Source organism: Micromonospora humida (assembly GCF_016901255.1).
GTDB classification, from domain to species: Bacteria; Actinomycetota; Actinomycetes; order Mycobacteriales; family Micromonosporaceae; genus Micromonospora; species Micromonospora wenchangensis.
This window is the reverse complement of the sequence record NZ_JAFEUC010000017.1, coordinates 108,431-127,897: the sequence shown is the minus strand read 5'-3', so window position 1 is coordinate 127,897 and position 19,467 is coordinate 108,431. Positions and strand designations below refer to the sequence as shown.

Sequence of the window (19,467 nt, the reverse complement as noted above, 5' to 3'; positions counted from 1 at the left end):
CGCCCCGCCCCGCGCGGTGGCGCGGGGCGGGGCGGGCGGTGTCAGACGAGGTCCCAGCTCAGCGGGGTGCCCCGGGCAACGTCGGTGGTGAAGGTGCGGCCGAGGACCCGGTCGATCTCCACCGGGGGCAGGCCGCCGGCCGGGCGGATCGAGCGGACGTTCGCGGCGGTCACCTTGTCGCCGGCCCGGACGTCGGCCACCACGAACAGGGAACGGCGGAACCGCAGCCCCTCCCGCTCGGCCGGGGTCGGCCCGACGGCGGTGCCGCCGAGCGCCGCGTGCGCCCGCGCCGACTCCACCACGAGGGCGGCCAGCTCGTCGGGGTGCAGCGAGAAGTCGGAGTCCACCCCGCCGTCGCCCCGGTCGAGGGTGACGTGCTTCTCGATGAAGCAGGCGCCCAGCGCCACCGAGGCCACCGGCACCCCGATGCCGGGGGTGTGGTCGGACAGGCCGACCGGCACCCCGAACGCGTCGGCCAGCACCGGAATCCGGCGCAGGTTGCTGTCGGCCGGCGGGGCCGGGTAGGCGGCGGTGCAGGCCAACAGCACGATGCCGCCGGCCCCGCCGTCGCGGGCGGTGCGCACCGCGGCGTCGATCTCGGCGAGCGTGGCCATCCCGGTGGAGATGACCAGCGGCTTGCCGGTGCCCGCGACCAGCCGGATCAGCGGCAGGTCGACCAGCTCCGACGAGGCGATCTTGTACGCCGGGACGTCCAGCCCCTCCAGCAGCTCCACCGCCGACGGGTCGAACGGGGACGAGAACACGGTCAGCCCCCGCTCCCGGGCCCGTTCGAAGATCGGCCCGTGCCAGTCGTACGGGGTGTGGGCCCGCTCGTAGAGCCGGTAGAGGTTCTGCCCGCCCCACAGTTCGTGCCCGCCGGAGATCCGGAACGCCGGGGTGTCCACGTCGATGGTGATCGTGTCCGGCCGGTACGTCTGCAACTTCAGCGCGTGCGCCCCGCTGGCCGCCACCGCGTCCACGATCGCCAGCGCCCGGCCCAGGTCGCCGTTGTGGTTGCCGGACATCTCCGCCACCACGAACGGCTGCTCCCCGGCCCCCACCAGGTGCGGCCCGATCTTCACTGTCGTCATCCCCAGACCCCTGTTCCCTGTGCTCGTTGCTGGTATCCCCGCCGCCGCCGAACCACCGGCCGGTCACCTGCTGCCGCGACCCGCCAGCGCGTCGCGGTCGGCGGGGGAGTGGTGGGCCGGCCCGACGACCGGCGGCACCGGTTGCGGTGGGGCGGCCGGGCGGCGCAGCCAGCCGGCCAGCCGGTGCGCGTTGCGCAGCACCGCGTACGCGAAATAGGCGTCCCGGCCGACCAGCCGGTGCTTGAGCCCGGCCACCCCGCCCGGCCGGGGGTAGCCGCCCGGCGGCAGGTGCCTGCGGTAGTGCGCGGCGACCCGGCGGAAGAACTCCCGGCGCAGGTGCGGGTGGAGCCGGCCGTCGTTACCCACCACCACCAGCATGTGGTTGACCATCAGGGCGAACAGCTCACCGCGCAGCCGCTCGTCCGGGTACCGGCGGGCGACCCAGTCGAACAGCCTGTCGTACTGGTCGAAGGCGTCGAAGTGCCGGCCGCTGCGGGTGGAGGTGATCGCGCCCTGCCGGCCCTGCCGGTACAGGTAGCAGACCCGGTCCAGCACGGAGATCCGCTCCGCGCCGACCAGCAGCGGGTTGCTGAACGGGATGTCCTCGTACCAGCCGGGGTGGAAGCGCAGTTCCAGCGCGTGCAGGTACGCCCGGCGGACCACCTTGTTCCACGCGGTGTGCTGCACCCGCAGCAGCCCGGGACGGTCGGCGAGGCGGACCACCCCGGGGATGCCGCGCAGCAGGTGACTGCTCGCGTCCACCTCACGGTGGCCGTCGTCGCGTACCCGCAGGTGGTCGAGCATCAGCACGTCGGGGCGGTGCGCCCGGAGCCGGTCCAGCACCGCCGGGACCGTGCTCGGCGGCAGCCAGTCGTCGCTGTCGACGAACCAGACGTACTCGCCGGTCGCCACGTCCAGTCCGGCGTTGCGGGCCGGACCCAACCCGACGTTGCGGGTCAGGTGCACCGTGCGCACGCCCGGATGCTCGGCCGCGTACGCGCGCAGCAGTTCCCCGCACCGGTCCGGCGAGGCGTCGTCGACGGCGACGATCTCGACCGCGCCCGCCGCGTCGGCCGGCACGTCCGTGCGCACCGAGTCGAGGCACTGGTGCAGGTACGCCTCCACCCCGTGGACGGGGACGACGACGCTGAGCAGCGGGGTGGGCGCGGGCTGGTTGACCACCCCGCCACCCTGGTGCACGGGTATGGACGGCCACGGAACGTGACGTAGCCGGTGGAGATGGAGCTGCTGAACAGCGGCCGAGCGGCAGGTGAACAGCCACCGTTGCACCGCTTCCCGCGATCTGGGAAGCGCGATGCGGGGCCCTACGGGCGAAAGAGCAGGCCAGAGCGGTTGGTGGTCACTGGGAATGGAACGGGGCTGCGAACCCGCAGGCGGGATAGGAGGATCGTGGAAATCGTCCAGATCGATGGAGGGCAACATGACACGGGGGATTTCCACAGTGCTGGGCAGGAGCAGGACCGGGCCGGCGCGCGGGCTGCGGGTGCTGGTCGCGGTGCTCGCGGCGGTGACGTTCACGGCCGGGCTCACCGGACCCGCCTCGGCGGCACCACAGCCGATCATCGGGGGTGAAGTCCAGACCGACGCGGACGGCCTGGCCGCGGTGCTCGTCAGCGGCAACTTCCAGTGCTCCGGGTCGATCGTCAGCAACTACTGGGTGCTCACCGCGCGGCACTGCCTGTTCGACAACAACAACAACCGCATCGCGGACTCGCGTCTCTCGGTACGGGTGAAGAGCGTCAACTGGGCGAGCGGCGGTGGGGTGGTCAACATCGCGACCTCCCGGGTGCGGACCTCCCACGACATCGCGATGCTCAAGCTCGACCGGTCCGCCAACGCGGAGCCGGTGCGGCTGCCCACCGCGACCACCAAGGTCGGCGCGACCACCTACGCCTTCGGCTGGGGGGTCACCTGCGTCTCCTGTGCACCCTCGGCGGCGCTGCGCCGGGCCACCCAGAACGTCACGTCGATCGACTCCGTCGACGGGTACGGCGGGCGGGGCATCGCGACCACCGGAATCAACGGCCGCGTCTGCTTCGGTGACTCGGGTGGGCCGCTGTTCAAGCTGGTCGACGGCCTTCGCTACCAGGTGGGGGTGCTCTCGCAAGCGATGTCGGACTGTAGTGGCGCGGCGTACTGGGCCACGGTCCCGGAGAGCCGGGACTGGATTCTGAACGTCATGGCGACGGTGTAGTCACCGACGCCGGCAGCGGGCCGTCCCTCCCACGGGGGGCGGCCCGCTGCGGTGTCCGGGGTGCCAGGGGCGACGCCGGTGTTCCGGCCGGTGCCGAGCGGGTAGGGTGCCCGGCGGCGGCCCCGCCGGGGGGCCGTGACCGCCCGTCGCGGGATCGCTCGGGGGCAGCGCGGCGTGCAGGCTGCCCCGGGCCGTGCCGACGACGCGGCCGAGGAGGGAGATCCGTGGTGCCGAGCCGTGTCGACGGGGAACTGACCACCACCGTCAGTCCCGGCGTGCGTACCCGGTCCGCGAGTGCCGCCACCGCGAGCCGGCTGCCGTCGTTGACCGGGTTGCGCTGGATCGCCGCCATGCTGGTCTTCGGCTACCACGTCGGCACCATGCGGATCGTCGCCCAGCCCGACGCCAAGGCGGTGGTCGACTGGCTGTTCACCCTGGGCCTGTCCGGGGTGCAGTTCTTCTTCATCCTCAGTGGCTTCGTGCTGGTCTGGTCGGCCCGCGACGGCGACCGGCGGCGGGACTTCTGGCGTCGGCGGCTCGCCAAGATCTATCCCAACCACGTGCTGACCTGGGCGGCGGCGCTGCTGGTGATGTGGTGGTTCGCCGACCCGGTGGTGCCGCGCGCCGCCCTGGAGAACCTCTTCCTCGTCCAGGCGTGGGACCCCACCCCCGGCTACTTCTACAGCATCAACAACGTGAGCTGGTCGCTCTCCTGCGAGCTGTTCTTCTACCTCTGCCTGCCGCTGGCGCTGCCGGCGATCCGGCGGGCCCGCTCCGGCCTGCTCTGGGCCGTGGTGGTGGCGGTACCGTTGGTGATCCTGGCGCTCTGGCCCGGCCAGCAACTGCTGCCCGAGGGCAGCAACTGGTGGTTCACCCAGGTCTTCCCGCTGGTCCGCTCCACCGAGTTCTGGCTGGGTGTCGCCGCCGCCGAACTGCTGCGCCGTGGTCACTGGCGGGGTCCCGGGCTGCCCCTGGCCAGCGTGCTCTTCGTGGTCGTCTGGGTGGCGGCGCATTGGATCCCGGCCGAGATGTGGGCGGCGCTGCTGTCGGTGGCGTACATCCTGGTCATCCCGGCGGCGGCCCGCGCGGACGTGCAGGGTCGCTGGTCCCCGTGGCGGCACCGCACCCTGATTTGGCTCGGCGAGGTGTCGTTCGCCTTCTACCTGGTGCACGTGCTGGTGATGATGACCGTGCTGCGGCTCACCGGGCACTGGGGCGTGGGGTTGTCCGGCTGGTCGGGGCCGCTGGCCGTGCTCGGCTTCCTGGTGGCGAACCTGGCGCTGGCCGCCGCGCTGCACCGCTTCGTGGAGACCCCGATGATGCGCCGCCTCGCCCCCCGCCGCCGCAAGCCAGCCGCCCCCTCCGCCGCCGCTGGTCCTGGCGTTGCCACCGCCGGCACCCCGGCTGCTCCCGGCGCTGCCTCCGCTTGCGGCGACGGCGTCGTGCCGGGGCCGAGGGGAGCCGGTGACGGGCCGCGTGACGGCCGTCCCGTCGAGTACGCCGGGCCGCGCGACCCCCACTGACCCGCCGTCACGACCTGTTCTCCCCGGTCCCGCCGGCGTGGCCCGGCTCCTGCCCTGGCGCGTCGGCCGCGCAGCTTCCCTCCATCCTGGACACCCCCGGCTCTGCCGCCCCAGAACCCGGGTGACCTGCTCCTCCGTGTTCTCGGCGCGGCGACACGCCCGGCGGTGCTGCGGGCCGGTCGGCGCGGCGGTAGCGTGGTCACGTGTTCCCGGTCGCGCTCACCAGTCCCCTGTGGTGGGTCGCGCGCGGGATGTCCCGGCTGCTCGCCGGCCTCGCCGTCGCACTCGCGTTCGCCGCCGCCGGCCCGGCGCTGTCCGGCCCCGCGCTGTTCGATCCGGTCCCCGGCGCACTGTCGGCCGATGCGTCGCACTCCTTCCCCACAGCTGTGGCCCTCGACACCCCGTTCGGTCGGGGTGACGGCATCCGCGCCGACGGTCGCGGGACGGAGCGGGTCGACGTGGTGGCGACCGACCGGGTCGACGCCGGCCTACCCGCCGTGCCGGCCGGTCCGGCACGGGAGCTTCCGACGGCCACCCTGCCGACACCGGCCGGTCGGGTGCCCGCCGCCGCCGGGCCCCGGGCACCCCCGGCGGGCTGACCCCGCCCCACCGGGCCCGCCCGCCGCCACCACAGCCACGATCTCGTCCCCGTACCGGCCGGACGTTGCCCGCAACGGTCCCGCCCCGGTACGGCCCCGATCCGCCACATCCGCCCGCGAGGTGTCGACCCGTGAACACCGTGCTCTCCCAGTTCCTGATCGGGGTGCCGACCGCCACCGCGATCTGGTCCCTGCTGCTCGTCCTCGCGCTGACCGGCCTCGCGGTCCTGGTCGCCCGCCCCGAGCGGGACCAGGCGACCGAGCTGACCCCCGTCGTGCCGCCGCCGGACGACCCGCCCCCGGTCGCCGACCTGCGCCGCTACGCCGAGGAGGTGGCCGTCGCCGCCGCCGGGGCCGCGCAGACCGCCCGCCGGCACCGGGCCGCCTGGCTGGCCGCCCAGGACACCCTGGACCGGGCGTGGCAGGCGTACGACGAGGCCGAGACGACCGCCCGCCGGTTCGTCGGCGCGGGGGCGCTGCCCAGCCCGCGTACCCCCCGGACACCTGCCGAGTACGCGGGTCGGGAGCGGTGGCTGCACCAGGAGGCGGTGGCGGCGCACTGGCGGGGCGAGTTGTCGGTGGAGCGGCTGCGGGACGTCTTCGCGCACCGCGACGGCTGGGACCCGCGCCGGCACCCCGTCGAGCACGAGGTGATGCTCGCCCGGGCGGTCCGGGAGGACCGGCGTGCGGCGTACCGGGCGGCGGCCTGGCGGGAACGCGTCGCGTGGCGGGACGCCGAGTTGGCCGCCGAGGCCGCCCGTTCCCTGGCCGTCGAGGCGTACGCGGCGACGCAGCGGGTGCGGCCGGGCCGGGTCCCGCTGCCCCGCACCGCGACGTCGGCGGCGACCCGCCCGACGCGTGCCACCCGCTGGCACCCGGCCCGGGTCGGCTGACCACCCCGGGACCGCCGCCTCGGACGAGACTCGGATCGCCCTGCCCCGGCCCGGCCCGGCCCGGCCCGCCCTGCCCAGGGACGCCGCTGGCCGGGAGGCCGGAGCTCGGGGGCCGAATTGTTATTTTGGGCCGGTGTGGGGGGCGTCACGGCACGGGGGAACCGGACAGGCGGTCACAGGCGGTCACATCGACTCTGATGATCACCGGAGGTTGCGGACGGGTCGTCCGGTTGTCGCCCGGCCGGGCTCCGACGAGGCTTCGTCCCCGGGGCTGGCCTTTGCTGCCCGGCTGCCCCGGAAAATCGTCGACTCGACGATGTTTACGCAGCTCACGGGGCTTGGCGGGAGGGAAGGGCGGCCAGTAGTGTCGCTGCGGTCCGGTGCGGTTTCCGATCGCAGGAGGCGACGCCGCACCGACCCGCTCAATCGTGCGAGTCACGAACCGGGGACCCACATGCACCACCTGGGGTGAATCTCCGGGCCACGGCCCGGGGTAGGGCGATCTTCCCGCCCGAATCCGTCAGCTAACCCGGTCGGCGGCAGCGGAAGGAGTTCCATCCTCGTGCAGCATGACCCCACCCCCTCGGTTGTCCCTCCACCTCGGTGCCGGGGTACCGCCGGACCGTCGCGCCTGAGGCGCTGACCCGGCCGTCCACCCCGCCGCCCGACCCCGTCGGGCGACCCGCCGATCCGTCCGGCTCCCGTCGGGCGGTCCCTGCCGAACGAGCGGCTGAACACCCGATCCGCGCGTGGCGTACCCGCCACGTGCCGGTCCGGCGTGCCTGGCCGCCTCGCCCCGTGGAGGAACACCCCGTGAAGCACCACATGAAGCGTCAGCTCCGCCGACTGGGCGCCCAGCGCCCGTACCGGATGGTCGTCGGCTCGGCGGCGGTCCTCGTCCTGGCCGCCGGTGGCACCGCCCTGGCCGCCGGGATCGACGACGCCCCGACCGACCAGCAGCGCGCCACCGCCGTGGCCGAGACCGCCCCCCGCCTCGACGACGTCGCCAGCCGCGCCCAGGCCCGGGTGGCCACCCCCGCCCCGACCAGCCCGTCGGCCACCCCCTCGGCGAGCCCCACCCCGTCGCCGCGCGTCACCCGGGCCAAGGTCCGCGCCACCGCCGACCCGGACCTGACCCGCAAGGCGGCCCCGAAGCCCCCGTCGTCGAAGGTCCTGCGCTACGACTACCAGGCCCAGACCACCTACTACTACTGCGGCCCGGCGGCGGTGCGCAACGCGCTCAGCGCGGCCGGCATCGAGCGTGGCCAGGACGACCTCGCCGCCCAGCTGGGCACCACCGAGATGGGCACCAACTCGGCCGAGGACACCACCCGGGTGCTCAACGCCGTGGTCAAGGGCGACCCGTACCGGACCCGGATGTTCGCCGGCACCCCGAGCGACGCGCAGGTCGAGCGGCTCCGGGCCGACGTGGTCGCGGCGGTCACCGACCAGCGGGCCGTGGTCGCGAACGTGGCCGGGGACGCCACCGACCTCGACGGCGGCTGGCACTCCTTCCCCGGGGGCCACTACGTCGCCGCTGTGGGCTACCGGGACGACGGCCGTACCGTACGGATTGCCGACTCGGCCGACCCGTCCCTGCCGGCCTACTGGGTCAGCGTGACCACCCTGGCGAACTGGATCGCCACCCGGGGCTACTCGGCCTGATCCGTAACCCGCACGGGACGGGCGTCGATCCATGTGGGTCGACGCCCGTCGCGTGTCACGGGATCAGTAGTCGATGAAGCCGTACAGGGCCAGGTGGTTGGACTTCGTGCCGGTCACGGTGTGGCCGATCGGGGAGGACCGCACGGCACCCTTGACGAAGAGATAGTCGATCTTGCTGGAACCGCTGGTGGCGGCCGAACCGTAGCCGGTCATGCCGAAACCGTTCAGCGTGCTCGCCGCGATGCCGGTCCGGTTGGCGTCGATGCCGACGATCCGGATCGTCGAGGCGTTCAGCAGACTGGTGGCGTCCGCCCCGATGTTGATGCCGCTGCCGGCGATGCCGGTGATCCCGTCCCCGGCGCAGGCATTCTGCCGGTTCTCCTGCGGTAGGTGCATGGTTGCGGCGAACACGCTGGTGCCGGTTGCCTTGATGGTGAAGCGGGCCGCGATGGCGCTGGTCCGCTTCCACTTGTAGTAGTCGGTGGTGTCCGGGTCGCTGTTCGGCGGTTTGTAGAGCGTGCACCCGGCGCCGCCGCCGTAGGCGGTGCCCGGCTTCAACCAGCCGGCGCTCCAGTACTTGGAGACGTCGCCGCTGGCGAGGCTCAGCGTCCTGGTGTTCCAGATGATGGCATTGGTCTGCTTCTTCTTGAGGTCACCGAGCGTCTGGGAGCTGCACTTGTGAGTGCTGCCCCACGGCTCCGGGTCGCTCCAGACGACGATCGCGCTGTAGCTGCCGGCCGGGTAGCCGAACTTGGCCGACAGTTGGTCGGCGTACGCCTCGGCCTGGCCCGTACCGCGAACCTGCTGCACGATGAGCAGGTCGGGGGCCGCCACCCCGGCAGTCCCCGTCGCGCCATTGTCGTCCACCAGCATCGAGGTGAGATGATCCGGCCCGGAGATCCGGGTGCACGTCCCGTCGGAGTTGTTGACCACGAGGTTCTCGATGTTGTTGTTGTAGACCCGCAGCACGCGGTCCGCTGCCGCGGCGGTGCCGGCTGCCCCGGTGGACCGCGCAGACGCGGGTACCCCCGACAACGGGGTGAGTGCGGCGACCATGAGGACCGCCATCGGTGCCGACCAGTGCCTTGACCGCAAGGAACCGCTCCCATCATGGGCTGGTGTGATGGGAGTTGGCCACCCATCCAGAGGCAGCGGACTCTACCGCGATCATCGTGTGCCGGCTGTCCCGTGCGGTTGCCCGGCGGCACCGCCATCGGGGCGTCCACGGCCGGGGATCCGGACGTGCGGGTACCGCCGCGACTGTCAGGCGTGGGGGGAGAGGGGGGCGGGCTTCCGAGGGGCCGGCGGGGTCCAGCCCGGCTCCAGCTCCCGACGGGCGGCGTCGAGGAAACCGTCGGCGTACGCGTCGGCGGGGAAGTCGCCCAGGTAACGGCGGCGGGTGTCCCAGCGGGCCGCCGCCAACGGGTCGGTGTCCAGCAGGCCGGTCAGCACCTCGTCGAGGTTGGCCATGTCCCGGCGCAGCACGTAACCGGAGCGGGCCAGCGGGAACCGGGTCAGGAACTCGTCGCCGTCGACGCCCAGGTCGGTCACCGCGTACGGCTTGCCCGAGTAGAGATAGTCGGAGATGACCCCGGAGACGTCGGAGACCAGCGCGTCGGAGCGGTTGACGCAGTCGGTCAGGCTCAGCTCACGGCTGGCCGCCGCCCCCCACAGGTGCTGCCGGCCGGTACGGGTCCGGTCGGCGGCGAGCAGCTCGGTGAGCCGGGCCAGCTGCCGGGCCGAGGCCGGGTTCTGCCCGGTGTACGGGTGGGCCCGCAGGATCACCGTGGCGCCCCGGTCGAGCAGCCGGCGCAGCAGCGGCTCGGCCACCGGCAGCGAGCAGTAGTTGGCGTCGGCGTGGTGGCCGGTCCAGGTAGGGGTGTAGAGCACGGTCGGGGCGGTCAGCGGGCGGGCCTCCCGGCGTACCTCGATGGCTTCGACCTGCGGGCGGCCGACCACGACGAACTTCTCGGCGGGGATCTCCACGCCGGCCCGCGCGTACCGTTCGATCGCCGCCGGACCGGCCACGAAGATCTTGTCGAAGATGGCCGAGACCGGGTTGGCGCTGGGGGCCTTGTCGCTGTCGCCATGGTGCAGCTGCACGTGGGTGAGCTGGGTGAACCGGATGCAGTGGCTGTTCTTCGCCCCGTGGTTGACGTAGAACGCCACCCGCAGGCTGGGCACCAGCGCCTCGTCCATCGCCTTGAGGGTGGGGCAGTAGACCACCGGGGCGCTGGTCGCGGCGGCGATCGTGGGCAGGAACTCCGGCTCCCGCAGCAGCACCAGGAACGGCCGGCCGAGCCGCTCCAGGTAGGGCAGCCACATGGTGACCTGGTACTCCGAGCCGGGCGGGGCGGAGAAGTAGAGCAGGAACTCCGGCTGGTGCGCGCGCAGCGCCCGGGTCACCGGGCCACCCCCGCCCGACGGCCGGAACCGCCGCCGGGCCAGGTCCAGGCCGACCGCGCCGCAGCCGGCCGCGACCACCAGCACGACGGCCAGCGCGACCACGGCGGGCAGGGCGAACGCGGCGGCCACCGCCACCACCGCGAGCAGCCCCAGCAGGATGCCGTCGAGGCGGGCGGCGACCAGCGGGGTCCACACCCGCACCGGCAGGTTCGCCGCCCGGATCTCCAGGTTGCCGGCGTCGCGCAGCGGCCCCACCAGCAGCACCAGGCCCAGCAGCACCAGCGCGGTCAGCGCCAGCACCGGATCGAACCCGTCGTCGAGCCGGCGGGCGTGGCCGACCAGGATGCCGGCGGCCAGCAGCACCGTCTCGGCGACGATGCCGGCGTCGGGGCGGACCCGGCGTTCGTAGCCGGCGGCGGCGAGCGCGGCCACCGCCAGGGCCAGCCCCCAGCCGGTCGCGCCGGTGAGCGCCACCACCAGGAAGGCGAGCACGGCCAGGCCGGTGGTCAGGCACCGTGCGATCAGTTTCCTGACCAGGTCACCACGCATGTCGTACGTCTCCGGGGGTCGGGTCAGCCGGCGTCGACGCCGCTGGGCAGCCGGTCCTGGTCGGCCGCGCCCGGCTGGGCCGGCACCGGGGCCGTCTCCCCGGGGGCCCGGCGGACGTCGATCACCTGGCCGGTGAGGTCGGAGATCAGCACGTCGAGCGAGGACTGGGCGACCGTCTCGGCGGCCAGCAGGGTGTGCTCCGGCTCCTCACCGAACGCCTTGGTGCGCATCGGGGTGGCGGTGCGCTCCGGGTTGATGCAGTTGACCCGGACGCCGTACTCGGCCCACTCGTCGGACAACGCCTGGGTCAGGTTGACCAGCGCCGCCTTCGTCGACGAGTAGAGCGCGTACTGGGCCCGGCCCCGGGTGTACGAGCTGGACGTGTAGAGCAGCAGCTGACCCTTGGTCTGCTGCAGGTACGGCAGGGACTGCCGGGCGGCGATCACCGGCCCGACGAAGTTGACCTGGAGCACCCGGTCCATGGTCTCCTCGTCCATCTCGGCCAGCGCGCCCTTCTCCAGGATGCCGGCGGTGACCACCACGTGGTCGATCCGGCCGGTGGCCTCGAACGCGGTCTTCAGCGCGGCCTCGACGTCGCCGGTCTGCTCGACGTGGGTGCCGGTGCTGGAGCGGCTGAACGGGAAGACCTGCGCGCCGTACCCCCGGGCCAGCTCGGCCAGGTCGTGCCCGATGCCGTAGCTGCCGCCGAAGATGACGATCGTCCGGCCGGCCAGCTCCTCGGTGTAGCTGCGGTGCGACAGCCGGGGGGCCTGGGCGGCGGCGAGCTGGAACAGCTTGTCGGCGAGGTGCACGTCGACCGGGTGGGTGACCTTGATGTTCTCGTCCGACCCGTCGATCACCTTGATCGGGGTGCCGGGCAGGTAGCGCAGCACCACGCCGCAGTCGTCGGTGGCGGCGAAGTCCGGGTCGCCCTCGGCCCGCCGGTACGCCTCGCGGATGGTGCCCGAGCGGAACGCCTGCGGGGTCTGCCCCCGGCGCAGCCGGGACCGGACCGGGATGTCGGTGATGCACTCGTCCTCGTCGACCTGGATGATCGTGTCGGCCGAGGGGATGGCCACGTCGACGGCGGTGTAGCTCCACAGCGCGTTCACGCACTCGCGGACGATCCGGGCGCTGACCAGCGGGCGGACCGCGTCGTGGAAGAGGATGTTGACGTCACCGTCACCGACCGCGTCCAGGGCGATCCGGGTGGTGGCGTTACGGGTGTCGCCGCCTTCGATGACCTTGCTGACCTTGCGGAAGCCGGCCTTGTCGACGATCTGCTGCGCCTCGGCGACGTGCCCGGTGGCCATCAGCACGATGATCTCGTCGATCTCCGGGGCGGCCTCGAAGACGGCCAGGGTGTGCTCGATGATCGGCTTGCCGGCGATCTTCAGCAACTGCTTCGGGATGCCCAGGCCGAGCCGGGTCCCGGTGCCTCCGGCCAGCACCACCGCCACCGTCCGCGAGGGCCGCCACGGTGCCGGGGTCTCCGGTGTGGCGTCCGGGCCAGTGGTGTGGTCCTGCGTCATTGCCGATCCTCACTCTCGGGGGATGTCTGCACGCGTCCCGGGGGTCACCCTGAACGGAAGATTGCGCCAGCGTGGCGACGGGATGAACCTTAACGCGCGGACCGCGCCGCCCCAACGGGACGACGCGGTCCGCCGGACGTCGGATCGATGTGGCACGCGCGCCCGGAATACTACTTGCCGTTGGCGAATGCCTCGTACGCCCGGATCACCTCGTCGGTGGGCCCGTCCATCCGGATCAGCCCCGACTCCAACCAGATCGTCCGTTCGCAGGTGTCCCGCACCGAGGAGAGCTGGTGGCTGACCAGGAAGACCGTGCCGGCCCCCTCGCGCAGTTCCCGCACCCGCTGCTCGCTGCGCTTGCGGAAGCCCTTGTCGCCGGTGGCGAGCGCCTCGTCGATCAGCAGCACGTCGTGCTTCTTGGCCGCGGCGATGGAGAACCGCAGCCGGGCCGCCATGCCCGAGGAGTACGTCCGCATCGGCAGGCTGGCGAAGTCGCCGCGCTGGTTGATCCCGGAGAACTCGATGATCTCCGGGGTCATCCGGGCCACGTCGTCGGGCTGCATGCCCATCGCCAGGCAGCCCAGCGTGACGTTGCGCTCACCCGACAGGTCGTTGAGCAGGGCGGCGTTCACCCCGAGCAGGGAGGGCTGGCCCTGGGTGTAGACCGCGCCCCGGTTGACCGGGAGCAGCCCGGCGATGGTGCGCAGCAGGGTCGACTTGCCGGAGCCGTTGCTGCCGATCAGGCCGATCGCCTCACCCCGGTAGGCGGTGAACGACACCCCCTTGACCGCGTGCACCTCCTGGATGTTGGGCGCGGAGGAGCGCTTGACCAGCCGGCGTAGCGCGGCCACCGGTGTGCTCCCGCCCCCGGCGCCCTTGTGCACCCGGTAGATCACGTGCGCGTCGTCGACCACCACGGTGGGGATGCGGTCGACGATCCGGGGCAGGGTCACGGTGACGTCGTTGGACGTCTCGTACCGGTCATCCACGGCCGTACTCCTGTTCGCCGCGCCAGAAGTAGACGTACCCGGCGATGCCGCCCAGCACCGCCCAGCCGACCGCCACCAGCCAGAGTTGGGTCACCGACTCGTTGAGCAGCGGCGCCTGCTCCAGCAGGGCGTACCGGGCCAGCTCGATGTAGACCAGGATCGGGTTGAACTGGATGAGCGTCGAGGCCCACTCGGGCAGCCGGTCGAACAGCTTGACGCTGTAGAGCACGCCGGAGCCGTACATCCAGGTGCGCAGGATGAACGGCATGACCTGCTTGAGGTCGCTGGCCTTGGAGCCCATCCGGGCGACCACCATCACGACCCCGGCGTTGAACAGCGCCTGCAGCAGCAGCGCCGGCGGCAGCATCAGCCAGGCCAGCGTGATCGGCTCGCCGGTCACCAGGACGATGCCGACCAGCACGATCATCGAGGCCAGCAGTTGCTGGAACTGGGTGAGCGTGGCGGCCAGCGGCAGACAGGCCCGGGGGAAGTGCAGCGCCCGGATCAGCCCCAGGTTGCCGCTGATCGACTGGGTGCCGGCCAGCACCGCGCTCTGGGTGAAGTTGAAGATGAACAACCCGGTGGTCAGGTACGCGATGAAGTTCGGGATGGTGTTCTGCCCGAGCACCACGCCGAAGATCAGATAGTAGACGGCGGCGTTGGTTAGCGGGGTGAGCACCTGCCAGATCTGGCCCAGCTTGGCGTTGCTGTACGAAGCGACCAGTTTGGCGTTGGCGTACGCGGCGGTGAAGTGCCGGTAGGCCCACAGTCTGCGGCTGTACTCGGTCAGGGAGGGGCGCTCGCCGGCGACCCGTAGTCCGTGCCGAGCGGCCAGCTGCGCCTGGGTCAGGCCCGTTTCGGGGTCGACCAGCGCGGTGGTGGCCATGGGAAGGGCGCTCCGATCTTTCGTACCAACGGGATGCGCGCGACGATGGGGATCCCTGGGTCGGCGCGGTGCCGGGGCAGCCTCGTCGCTGCGTGGACGGTAGTCCAAAACACGTCGGGACGCAACCGTACCGTCGTTGCGCTACATTGGCCCCCGTGACAGGTGCGAAGAGTCCCCGATGACCAGCGACAAGAGGCGTCCGCCGGCCGGTGCCGCAGTGCTGCGGGGCGACATCACCAGAGCCATCCGCCGTGCCCTGATGCAGGAACTCGCCGCGGTCGGATACGGGCGGCTCTCCATCGAGGCGGTGGCCCGCCGGGCCGGGGTGAGCAAGACCGCGATCTACCGCCGGTGGAACTCGAAACTCGACCTGGTGATCGAGACCGTGGTGGCCGCCACCGGCAACAAACTGCCGGCGCTGGACACCGGCAGCCTACGCGGCGACCTGACGCTGCTGTTCCAGGTGATCGCCCACGCGCTCAGCCACCCGCTGGCCTCGCAGATCATCCCCGACCTGCTCGCCGAGGCGGCCCGCAACCCGACCATCGACGCCACCCTCCAGCAGCTCCTGCGGGCCAAGCAGCAGGAGATCGGCGGCCGGTTGATCGGGCTGGCGGTGCAGCGCGGCGAACTGCCCGCCGACACCGACGCCGACGCGGCCGTCGACCTGATCGTCGGCCCGCTGTATTGGCGGCTGGCCATCGCGCGGACCCCGCTCACCCCGAGCTACCTGGACCTGCTGGTGGAGTCGGTGGCGGCCGGGCTGACCGCGAACGGCACGGTGCCCCGCCAGCGGGAGCCTTCGGTAGGGTGAGAGACCGTGTTCAGCGGCCGTGCGCCGTCGAAACTGACCTGAGGGAGCGCCGGTCGGGCTCTCCCCGCCCATCCGGGAACCTCCCGTGCCGACACCAGGGTGGCCGCCCGGTCCGAGCACGGAACGACGAGAAGGACGGCTCGTGACGGAAGTCGAAGTCGCTGTCGGGGCACCTGCGCCAGCCGATCGAGGACGGGGGCCCACGTCCGGAACGGGTTTCCTGCGGCGGGTGAACGTCTCGGTGTCGGCCGCCCCCGTCGTCCTCACCGATGCCGCCGTGGTCGGCTTCGCCCTGTGGACGCTGCTCTACCACCTCAACCTCGTGCTGGGTCTCCGCCCCTCCGTCGTGTTCGTCGCCTGGGTGCTCACCCTGCCGGTTGCGGCCTACGTGGGCTGGCGGGTCGGTCGCCGCCGCGACCGGCGGCTCGCGGGTGAGGTGGGGACGGCCGGACCGGCCCCGGCGTCACCTGTGGAAACCGGCCGGGCGGCATCGCTGCGTCGCTATGCGCTGCCGATCGGCGCCGGAATCGGTGCGGCGCTGTTCGCCGCGCTCGGCAGCGGGTCGCTGAGTTGGTGGCTGGCCGTGATCCTCGGCTCGGTGGCGGTCATCTCCGCCTGGGTGCCGTCGCGGCGGTCCACCGAATCCGGCGACCCGGCCCCGACCGGTACGACGCCGGCACAGGCGTACGTGGTGATGCTCGCCGCCCTGGCTGCGGCGGTGTTCTCGACGTTCATCGCCCGGGTCTCCCTCGACGACGTCTTCTACGTCGGCAAGTCGGTCTGGGTGGCCGAACGTGACCAGATCCCCTACCGGGACTTCCTGTTCACCGAAGGTGTCCTCCCGGCGGGCTCGGCGAACCCTCCGGTCCCGTCCTTCGAGGTGTTCATCGGGGCGCTGGCCCGGGTCCTGCACGTGCATGCGGCATCGACCACCTGGTACATCGTGCTTCCGCTGCTGGCGGTCTTCGCGGTCCTGGCCCTGTGGCGGCTGGTGCAGCGCTGGGCGCCGCGCCGGCCGTTGCTGGTCTTCGGCGTGGCGTTGACCTACATCGTGCTGGTGGCCGGATACCCGGACGCGCTGAACACCTATCACCTGCCCCGGTTGACGCAGGGCAAGAGCGTCTTCGTCCATGCGCTCATTCCGCTCGCCTGGGTGTACCTCACCGACTTCCTCGAAACCCGCTCACGGCGGGCGCTGGTGTTGCTGGGCCTGCTGTCGGTCGCCGCCGTCGGGCTGACCACCACGGCGGTCATCCTGTTGCCCCTGCTGGCGGTGGCCGCGGTGTCGATGCTCGTCCTCACGCGGAGGTGGCGTGACGCGGCGCTGTGCTTCGCCGCCGCGTCGACGTACCCCCTCCTGGTGGGCGTCGGTGCGAGATTCGCCAGCGGCGGTCTCGACGAGGCGGTCGCGACCTACATCGAGCTGCGGCCGCTCCGCACGATCTACGAGCTCACCCTGTGGTTGGGGATCCTCGGCGTGATCGCCGGCATCGCCATGTGGTGCGGGCCGGTCCTGCTCCGTCGTGGTGTTCCACGGGTCCTGGTCGCCGGGGCGGCCCTGACCGTGACGCTCCTGCTCGTCCCGGGGGTGGCGGCCACAGCAGGCGGCCTGACCGGGCTGACGGCGGTGCTGTGGCGCATCCCGTGGATCGTGCCGGTTCCGGCGCTCGTGGGCATGCTGGCAGTGCTCCGCCCACCCCGGTGGGGCGTGCTGAACCGGGTGCTCGCCGTCGTTCTTCCCGCGGTCCTCGTGCTGGTCTTCGCGGTTTACGGATCACCCATGTGGACGGCGAACGTCGTCCAGGCCGAGCCCAGTTGGCGGATGCCCGAGACCCGCAAGGACGTGGCCTTCTGGATCACCCGGCTCGACCGGCCCCCGGGTCTGGTGCTCGCCCCCACGCCGGTCATGCGTGCGCTGCCGCAGGTCACCACGCGGGTTCGGGTGGTGATGGCGCGTGACCTCTACCTGACCGACTACGACATGGAGAGCCAGTTCTCGCAGGACCGGCTGCTGCTCGGCAGGTTCGCCGACGGCACCGAGGCGGTGCCGGTGTCCGATGTGAAGGCGGCGATGGGCCGGGTCGGTGTCAGCGTGGTGTGTGTGTGGAAGAACAACCGGGCGGTCGCCGATGCGGCACCGGCGCTGGGCTTCGAGCGGTTCGCCTCCAGGAAATCCCCCGGCGGCATGTACTGCTACCGCAGCAAGGAGCCGGTCACACCGGTCAGCGGTCCCTGATTCCCCGGCACGAGGACCGACACCGGAGCGACGCCGCCGGGCGATTTGGTCGGAATGCCAAGGGATACCCGGGCGGTACCCACTCGTTCCTTCGCGTTAAGGTCGCAGTCACGTCGGCGTGGCGGGGCCGTCAAGGTGGCTGTCTGCGCCGACCCGGTGCGAGCACCCTGGGCGACGTGTCCGCCTCGACGTCCAGGACCCGGCCCCCGCCCCCGCCCCCGCCCGTCATCGATCTCGTAGGGAGCGTCCCCCTTGTTCGGCTCGTTACTGGAACGCACCGGCACCGCCGCCCGAGGCGCGCTGCTGGTGCTGTCCTACCTGGTCATGCTCGTCGCGGGCGGTTTCGGATGGGTGGCCCTGTTCGCCGTGGCCGGGCTGGCGGCAGTCGTCGGCGAGTTCGCCGTCACCCGGTGGTCGCCCCCCTCGGAGGTGCTGCTGGAGAAGGTCGGCCTCAACCGGGGCTACCGGCAGCTCAGCCGCGACCTGGCCAGCGTGCTGCTGGTCGCCGCCACGGTCCCGCTCACCGGGGTCGAGCTGACCTGGCTGCTGGTGCTGCCGGCGGCGGTCTGGGTGACCGCCGTCTTCTCGGGCGCCCTCAACACCATGATCGACCGGCGGAACCCGGTCTCCGCACTGGTCCGCAACATCGAGCTGGGGCCGATCCGGTCGGCCCCCCGCCCCCCCGGGTGGGTCGCCGCCCTGGCCGGCGTCCCGCTCGCGGTGCTCAACGTGCTGCTGATCCCGGCCGCCGTGGTCGCGGCGGTGCGTACCGACGTCACCGTCATGCTGGCGGTCGCCGCGTTGGCCGCCGGGCTCGCCGCCCTGGTCGGCGCGGTCGTCGCGGTGACCTGGCTGCGGGGGAGGGGCACCGGCAAGAGCCCGGTGCTGCCGGTGCTCCAGCGCTGGATCGACGGCTACCGCCCCGAGGTGGCGCTCTACTTCGCCGGCCCCGCCAAGGACGTCTACCAGGCGAACATGTGGCTGGCCCCGACCGAGGCGCTGCACCAGCGGTCGGTCGTGCTGATGCGCAGCAAGGAGGCGTTCTTCGAGCTGGCCGACACCCGGCTGCCGGTGATCTGCGTGCCTACCGGCCCGGACTTCATGAACCTCGAACTGGGCACGGTGCGGGCCGCCCTCTACGCGGCCAACGTCGGCGCGAACATCCACATGCTGCGCGAGCCGGGCATGAAGCACGTGTTCGTCGGCCACGGCGACAGTGACAAGCAGGCCAGCGTCAACCCGTACAGCAAGGTGTACGACGAGGTGTGGGTCGCCGGCCTGGCCGGCCGGGAGCGGTACGCGCGGGCCGCGGTAGGCGTCCGCGACGAGGACATCGTGGAGATCGGCCGGCCGCAGCTCGCCGGGGTGCACACCTTCGGCGGGACCGCCCCGGACCGGCCGTTCACCGTCCTGTACGCCCCCACCTGGGAGGGTTGGCTCGACGACGACCCCTACCACACCTCGCTGGTGCTGATGGGGGAGCGGATCGTCCGGGGGGTGCTCGCCTCGCCGCAGGTGCGCCTGGTCTACAAGCCGCACCCGCTGACCGGCTCCCGTTCCAAGGAGGCCCGGGCGGTGCACGAGCGGCTGGTGTCGTTGATCCGGGCCGCCGGCGGTGACCCCGACTCCGGTTCGCTCGACGGCCCCGGGCACCGGGTGGTCACCGGTCGGGTCCCCGCCCTGTTCGACTGCTTCAACCAGACCGACCTGCTGATCAGCGACATCTCCAGCGTGGTGTCCGACTTTGTGCAGAGCCAGCGGCCGTACGTGGTGGCCAACCCGAGCGGGCTGCCGGAGGACGAGTTCCGGCGCGAGTTCCCCACCTCCCGGGGGGCGTACCTGCTCTCCCGGGACTGCGGCGAGCTGGAGAAGATCGTCGCGGTGACCCGGGCCGGCGACGATCCGATGACCGACGCCCGGCGGGAGCTGAAGACGTACCTGCTCGGCCCGGCCGAGGCCAACCCGATGGACCGGTTCCAGGAGGAGATCGGCCGGCTCTGCCGCTGACCGACCATGCTGCGGGACCCGGGGCGGCGGACGCCGGCCCGGGTCCCGCAGCGTTTCCCCGG

Annotated in this window: 15 protein-coding genes and 1 riboswitch; of the genes, 8 read left to right on the top strand and 7 right to left on the bottom strand. The window is 72.5% G+C overall.

Annotation, left to right across the window (positions count from 1 at the left end):
• Positions 1-41 precede the first annotated feature (41 nt).
• Together pseI and JQX11_RS28340 are read right to left on the bottom strand one after the other, a co-directional pair.
• Positions 42-1,091 carry a pseudaminic acid synthase gene (gene pseI / locus JQX11_RS28345; RefSeq protein WP_204927989.1) on the bottom strand — a complete coding sequence of 350 codons (1,050 nt, stop codon included), beginning with the start codon at positions 1,089-1,091 and terminating at the stop codon, positions 42-44.
• Positions 1,092-1,154: 63 nt separating this feature from the next.
• Positions 1,155-2,273, bottom strand: a complete 1,119-nt coding sequence (locus JQX11_RS28340; RefSeq protein ID WP_307826392.1) for a glycosyltransferase family 2 protein — start codon at positions 2,271-2,273, stop codon at positions 1,155-1,157.
• 259 nt (positions 2,274-2,532) lie between these two features.
• On the opposite strand from JQX11_RS28340, the gene JQX11_RS28335 reads away from it, so the two are divergent.
• From JQX11_RS28335 to JQX11_RS28315, 5 genes are all read left to right on the top strand, one after another.
• Positions 2,533-3,306, top strand: coding sequence for a S1 family peptidase (locus JQX11_RS28335; RefSeq protein ID WP_204927987.1), 774 nt, complete (start codon positions 2,533-2,535; stop codon positions 3,304-3,306).
• Positions 3,307-3,530: 224 nt separating this feature from the next.
• Positions 3,531-4,829: an acyltransferase family protein gene (locus JQX11_RS28330; protein ID WP_307826390.1), complete on the top strand. Its 1,299-nt coding sequence runs from the start codon at positions 3,531-3,533 to the stop codon at positions 4,827-4,829.
• A gap of 203 nt (positions 4,830-5,032) precedes the next feature.
• Positions 5,033-5,428 (top strand): hypothetical protein, encoded by a 396-nt coding sequence (locus tag JQX11_RS28325; protein WP_204927986.1) that lies wholly within the window; start codon positions 5,033-5,035, stop codon positions 5,426-5,428.
• Positions 5,429-5,559: 131 nt separating this feature from the next.
• On the top strand, positions 5,560-6,321 hold the full coding sequence (locus JQX11_RS28320; protein WP_204927985.1) for a hypothetical protein: 762 nt from the start codon (positions 5,560-5,562) through the stop codon (positions 6,319-6,321).
• A 409-nt stretch (positions 6,322-6,730) separates the two neighbouring features.
• A riboswitch (cyclic di-AMP (ydaO/yuaA leader) is annotated at positions 6,731-6,875 on the top strand.
• Between the two features lie 259 nt (positions 6,876-7,134).
• Positions 7,135-7,986 carry a C39 family peptidase gene (locus JQX11_RS28315; protein WP_307826389.1) on the top strand — a complete coding sequence of 284 codons (852 nt, stop codon included), beginning with the start codon at positions 7,135-7,137 and terminating at the stop codon, positions 7,984-7,986.
• A gap of 63 nt (positions 7,987-8,049) precedes the next feature.
• On the opposite strand, the gene JQX11_RS28310 is transcribed toward JQX11_RS28315, so the two are convergent.
• The 5 genes from JQX11_RS28310 to JQX11_RS28290 form a co-directional block, all read right to left on the bottom strand.
• Positions 8,050-9,054 (bottom strand): hypothetical protein, encoded by a 1,005-nt coding sequence (locus JQX11_RS28310; protein ID WP_204927984.1) that lies wholly within the window; start codon positions 9,052-9,054, stop codon positions 8,050-8,052.
• Between the two features lie 195 nt (positions 9,055-9,249).
• On the bottom strand, positions 9,250-10,941 hold the full coding sequence (locus JQX11_RS28305) for a CDP-glycerol glycerophosphotransferase family protein (RefSeq protein WP_204927983.1): 1,692 nt from the start codon (positions 10,939-10,941) through the stop codon (positions 9,250-9,252).
• Positions 10,942-10,964: 23 nt separating this feature from the next.
• A complete protein-coding gene (locus JQX11_RS28300; RefSeq protein ID WP_204927982.1) occupies positions 10,965-12,473 on the bottom strand; it encodes a bifunctional cytidylyltransferase/SDR family oxidoreductase in 1,509 nt (502 codons plus the stop codon).
• A 170-nt stretch (positions 12,474-12,643) separates the two neighbouring features.
• Positions 12,644-13,462 carry an ABC transporter ATP-binding protein gene (locus JQX11_RS28295; protein ID WP_204927981.1) on the bottom strand — a complete coding sequence of 273 codons (819 nt, stop codon included), beginning with the start codon at positions 13,460-13,462 and terminating at the stop codon, positions 12,644-12,646.
• Positions 13,455-14,348: an ABC transporter permease gene (locus JQX11_RS28290; RefSeq protein ID WP_204927980.1), complete on the bottom strand. Its 894-nt coding sequence runs from the start codon at positions 14,346-14,348 to the stop codon at positions 13,455-13,457. The genes JQX11_RS28295 and JQX11_RS28290 overlap by 8 nt, the downstream gene beginning before the upstream one ends.
• A gap of 178 nt (positions 14,349-14,526) precedes the next feature.
• Between JQX11_RS28290 and JQX11_RS28285 the strand changes: the two genes are divergently transcribed.
• The 3 genes from JQX11_RS28285 (at position 14,527) to JQX11_RS28275 (ending at position 19,405) form a co-directional block, all read left to right on the top strand.
• Complete coding sequence (locus JQX11_RS28285) at positions 14,527-15,162, top strand: TetR/AcrR family transcriptional regulator (RefSeq protein WP_204927979.1); 636 nt, start codon at positions 14,527-14,529, stop codon at positions 15,160-15,162.
• Between the two features lie 229 nt (positions 15,163-15,391).
• Complete coding sequence (locus JQX11_RS28280; protein WP_204927978.1) at positions 15,392-17,398, top strand: DUF6077 domain-containing protein; 2,007 nt, start codon at positions 15,392-15,394, stop codon at positions 17,396-17,398.
• 252 nt (positions 17,399-17,650) lie between these two features.
• Entirely contained in the window at positions 17,651-19,405 is a 1,755-nt protein-coding gene (locus JQX11_RS28275; protein ID WP_204927977.1) for a CDP-glycerol glycerophosphotransferase family protein, read from the top strand.
• Positions 19,406-19,467: the final 62 nt, after the last annotated feature.

What these genes read in the sequence shown, in the direction of transcription:
- JQX11_RS28310 (WP_204927984.1), bottom strand. Translation starts at nt 9,054, where the DNA reads ATGGCGGTCCTCATGGTCGCCGCACTCACCCCGTTGTCGGGGGTACCC.
- pseI (WP_204927989.1), bottom strand. Translation starts at nt 1,091, where the DNA reads ATGACGACAGTGAAGATCGGGCCGCACCTGGTGGGGGCCGGGGAGCAG.
- JQX11_RS28290 (WP_204927980.1), bottom strand. Translation starts at nt 14,348, where the DNA reads ATGGCCACCACCGCGCTGGTCGACCCCGAAACGGGCCTGACCCAGGCG.
- JQX11_RS28335 (WP_204927987.1), top strand. Translation starts at nt 2,533, where the DNA reads ATGACACGGGGGATTTCCACAGTGCTGGGCAGGAGCAGGACCGGGCCG.
- JQX11_RS28285 (WP_204927979.1), top strand. Translation starts at nt 14,527, where the DNA reads ATGACCAGCGACAAGAGGCGTCCGCCGGCCGGTGCCGCAGTGCTGCGG.
- JQX11_RS28305 (WP_204927983.1), bottom strand. Translation starts at nt 10,941, where the DNA reads ATGCGTGGTGACCTGGTCAGGAAACTGATCGCACGGTGCCTGACCACC.
- JQX11_RS28300 (WP_204927982.1), bottom strand. Translation starts at nt 12,473, where the DNA reads ATGACGCAGGACCACACCACTGGCCCGGACGCCACACCGGAGACCCCG.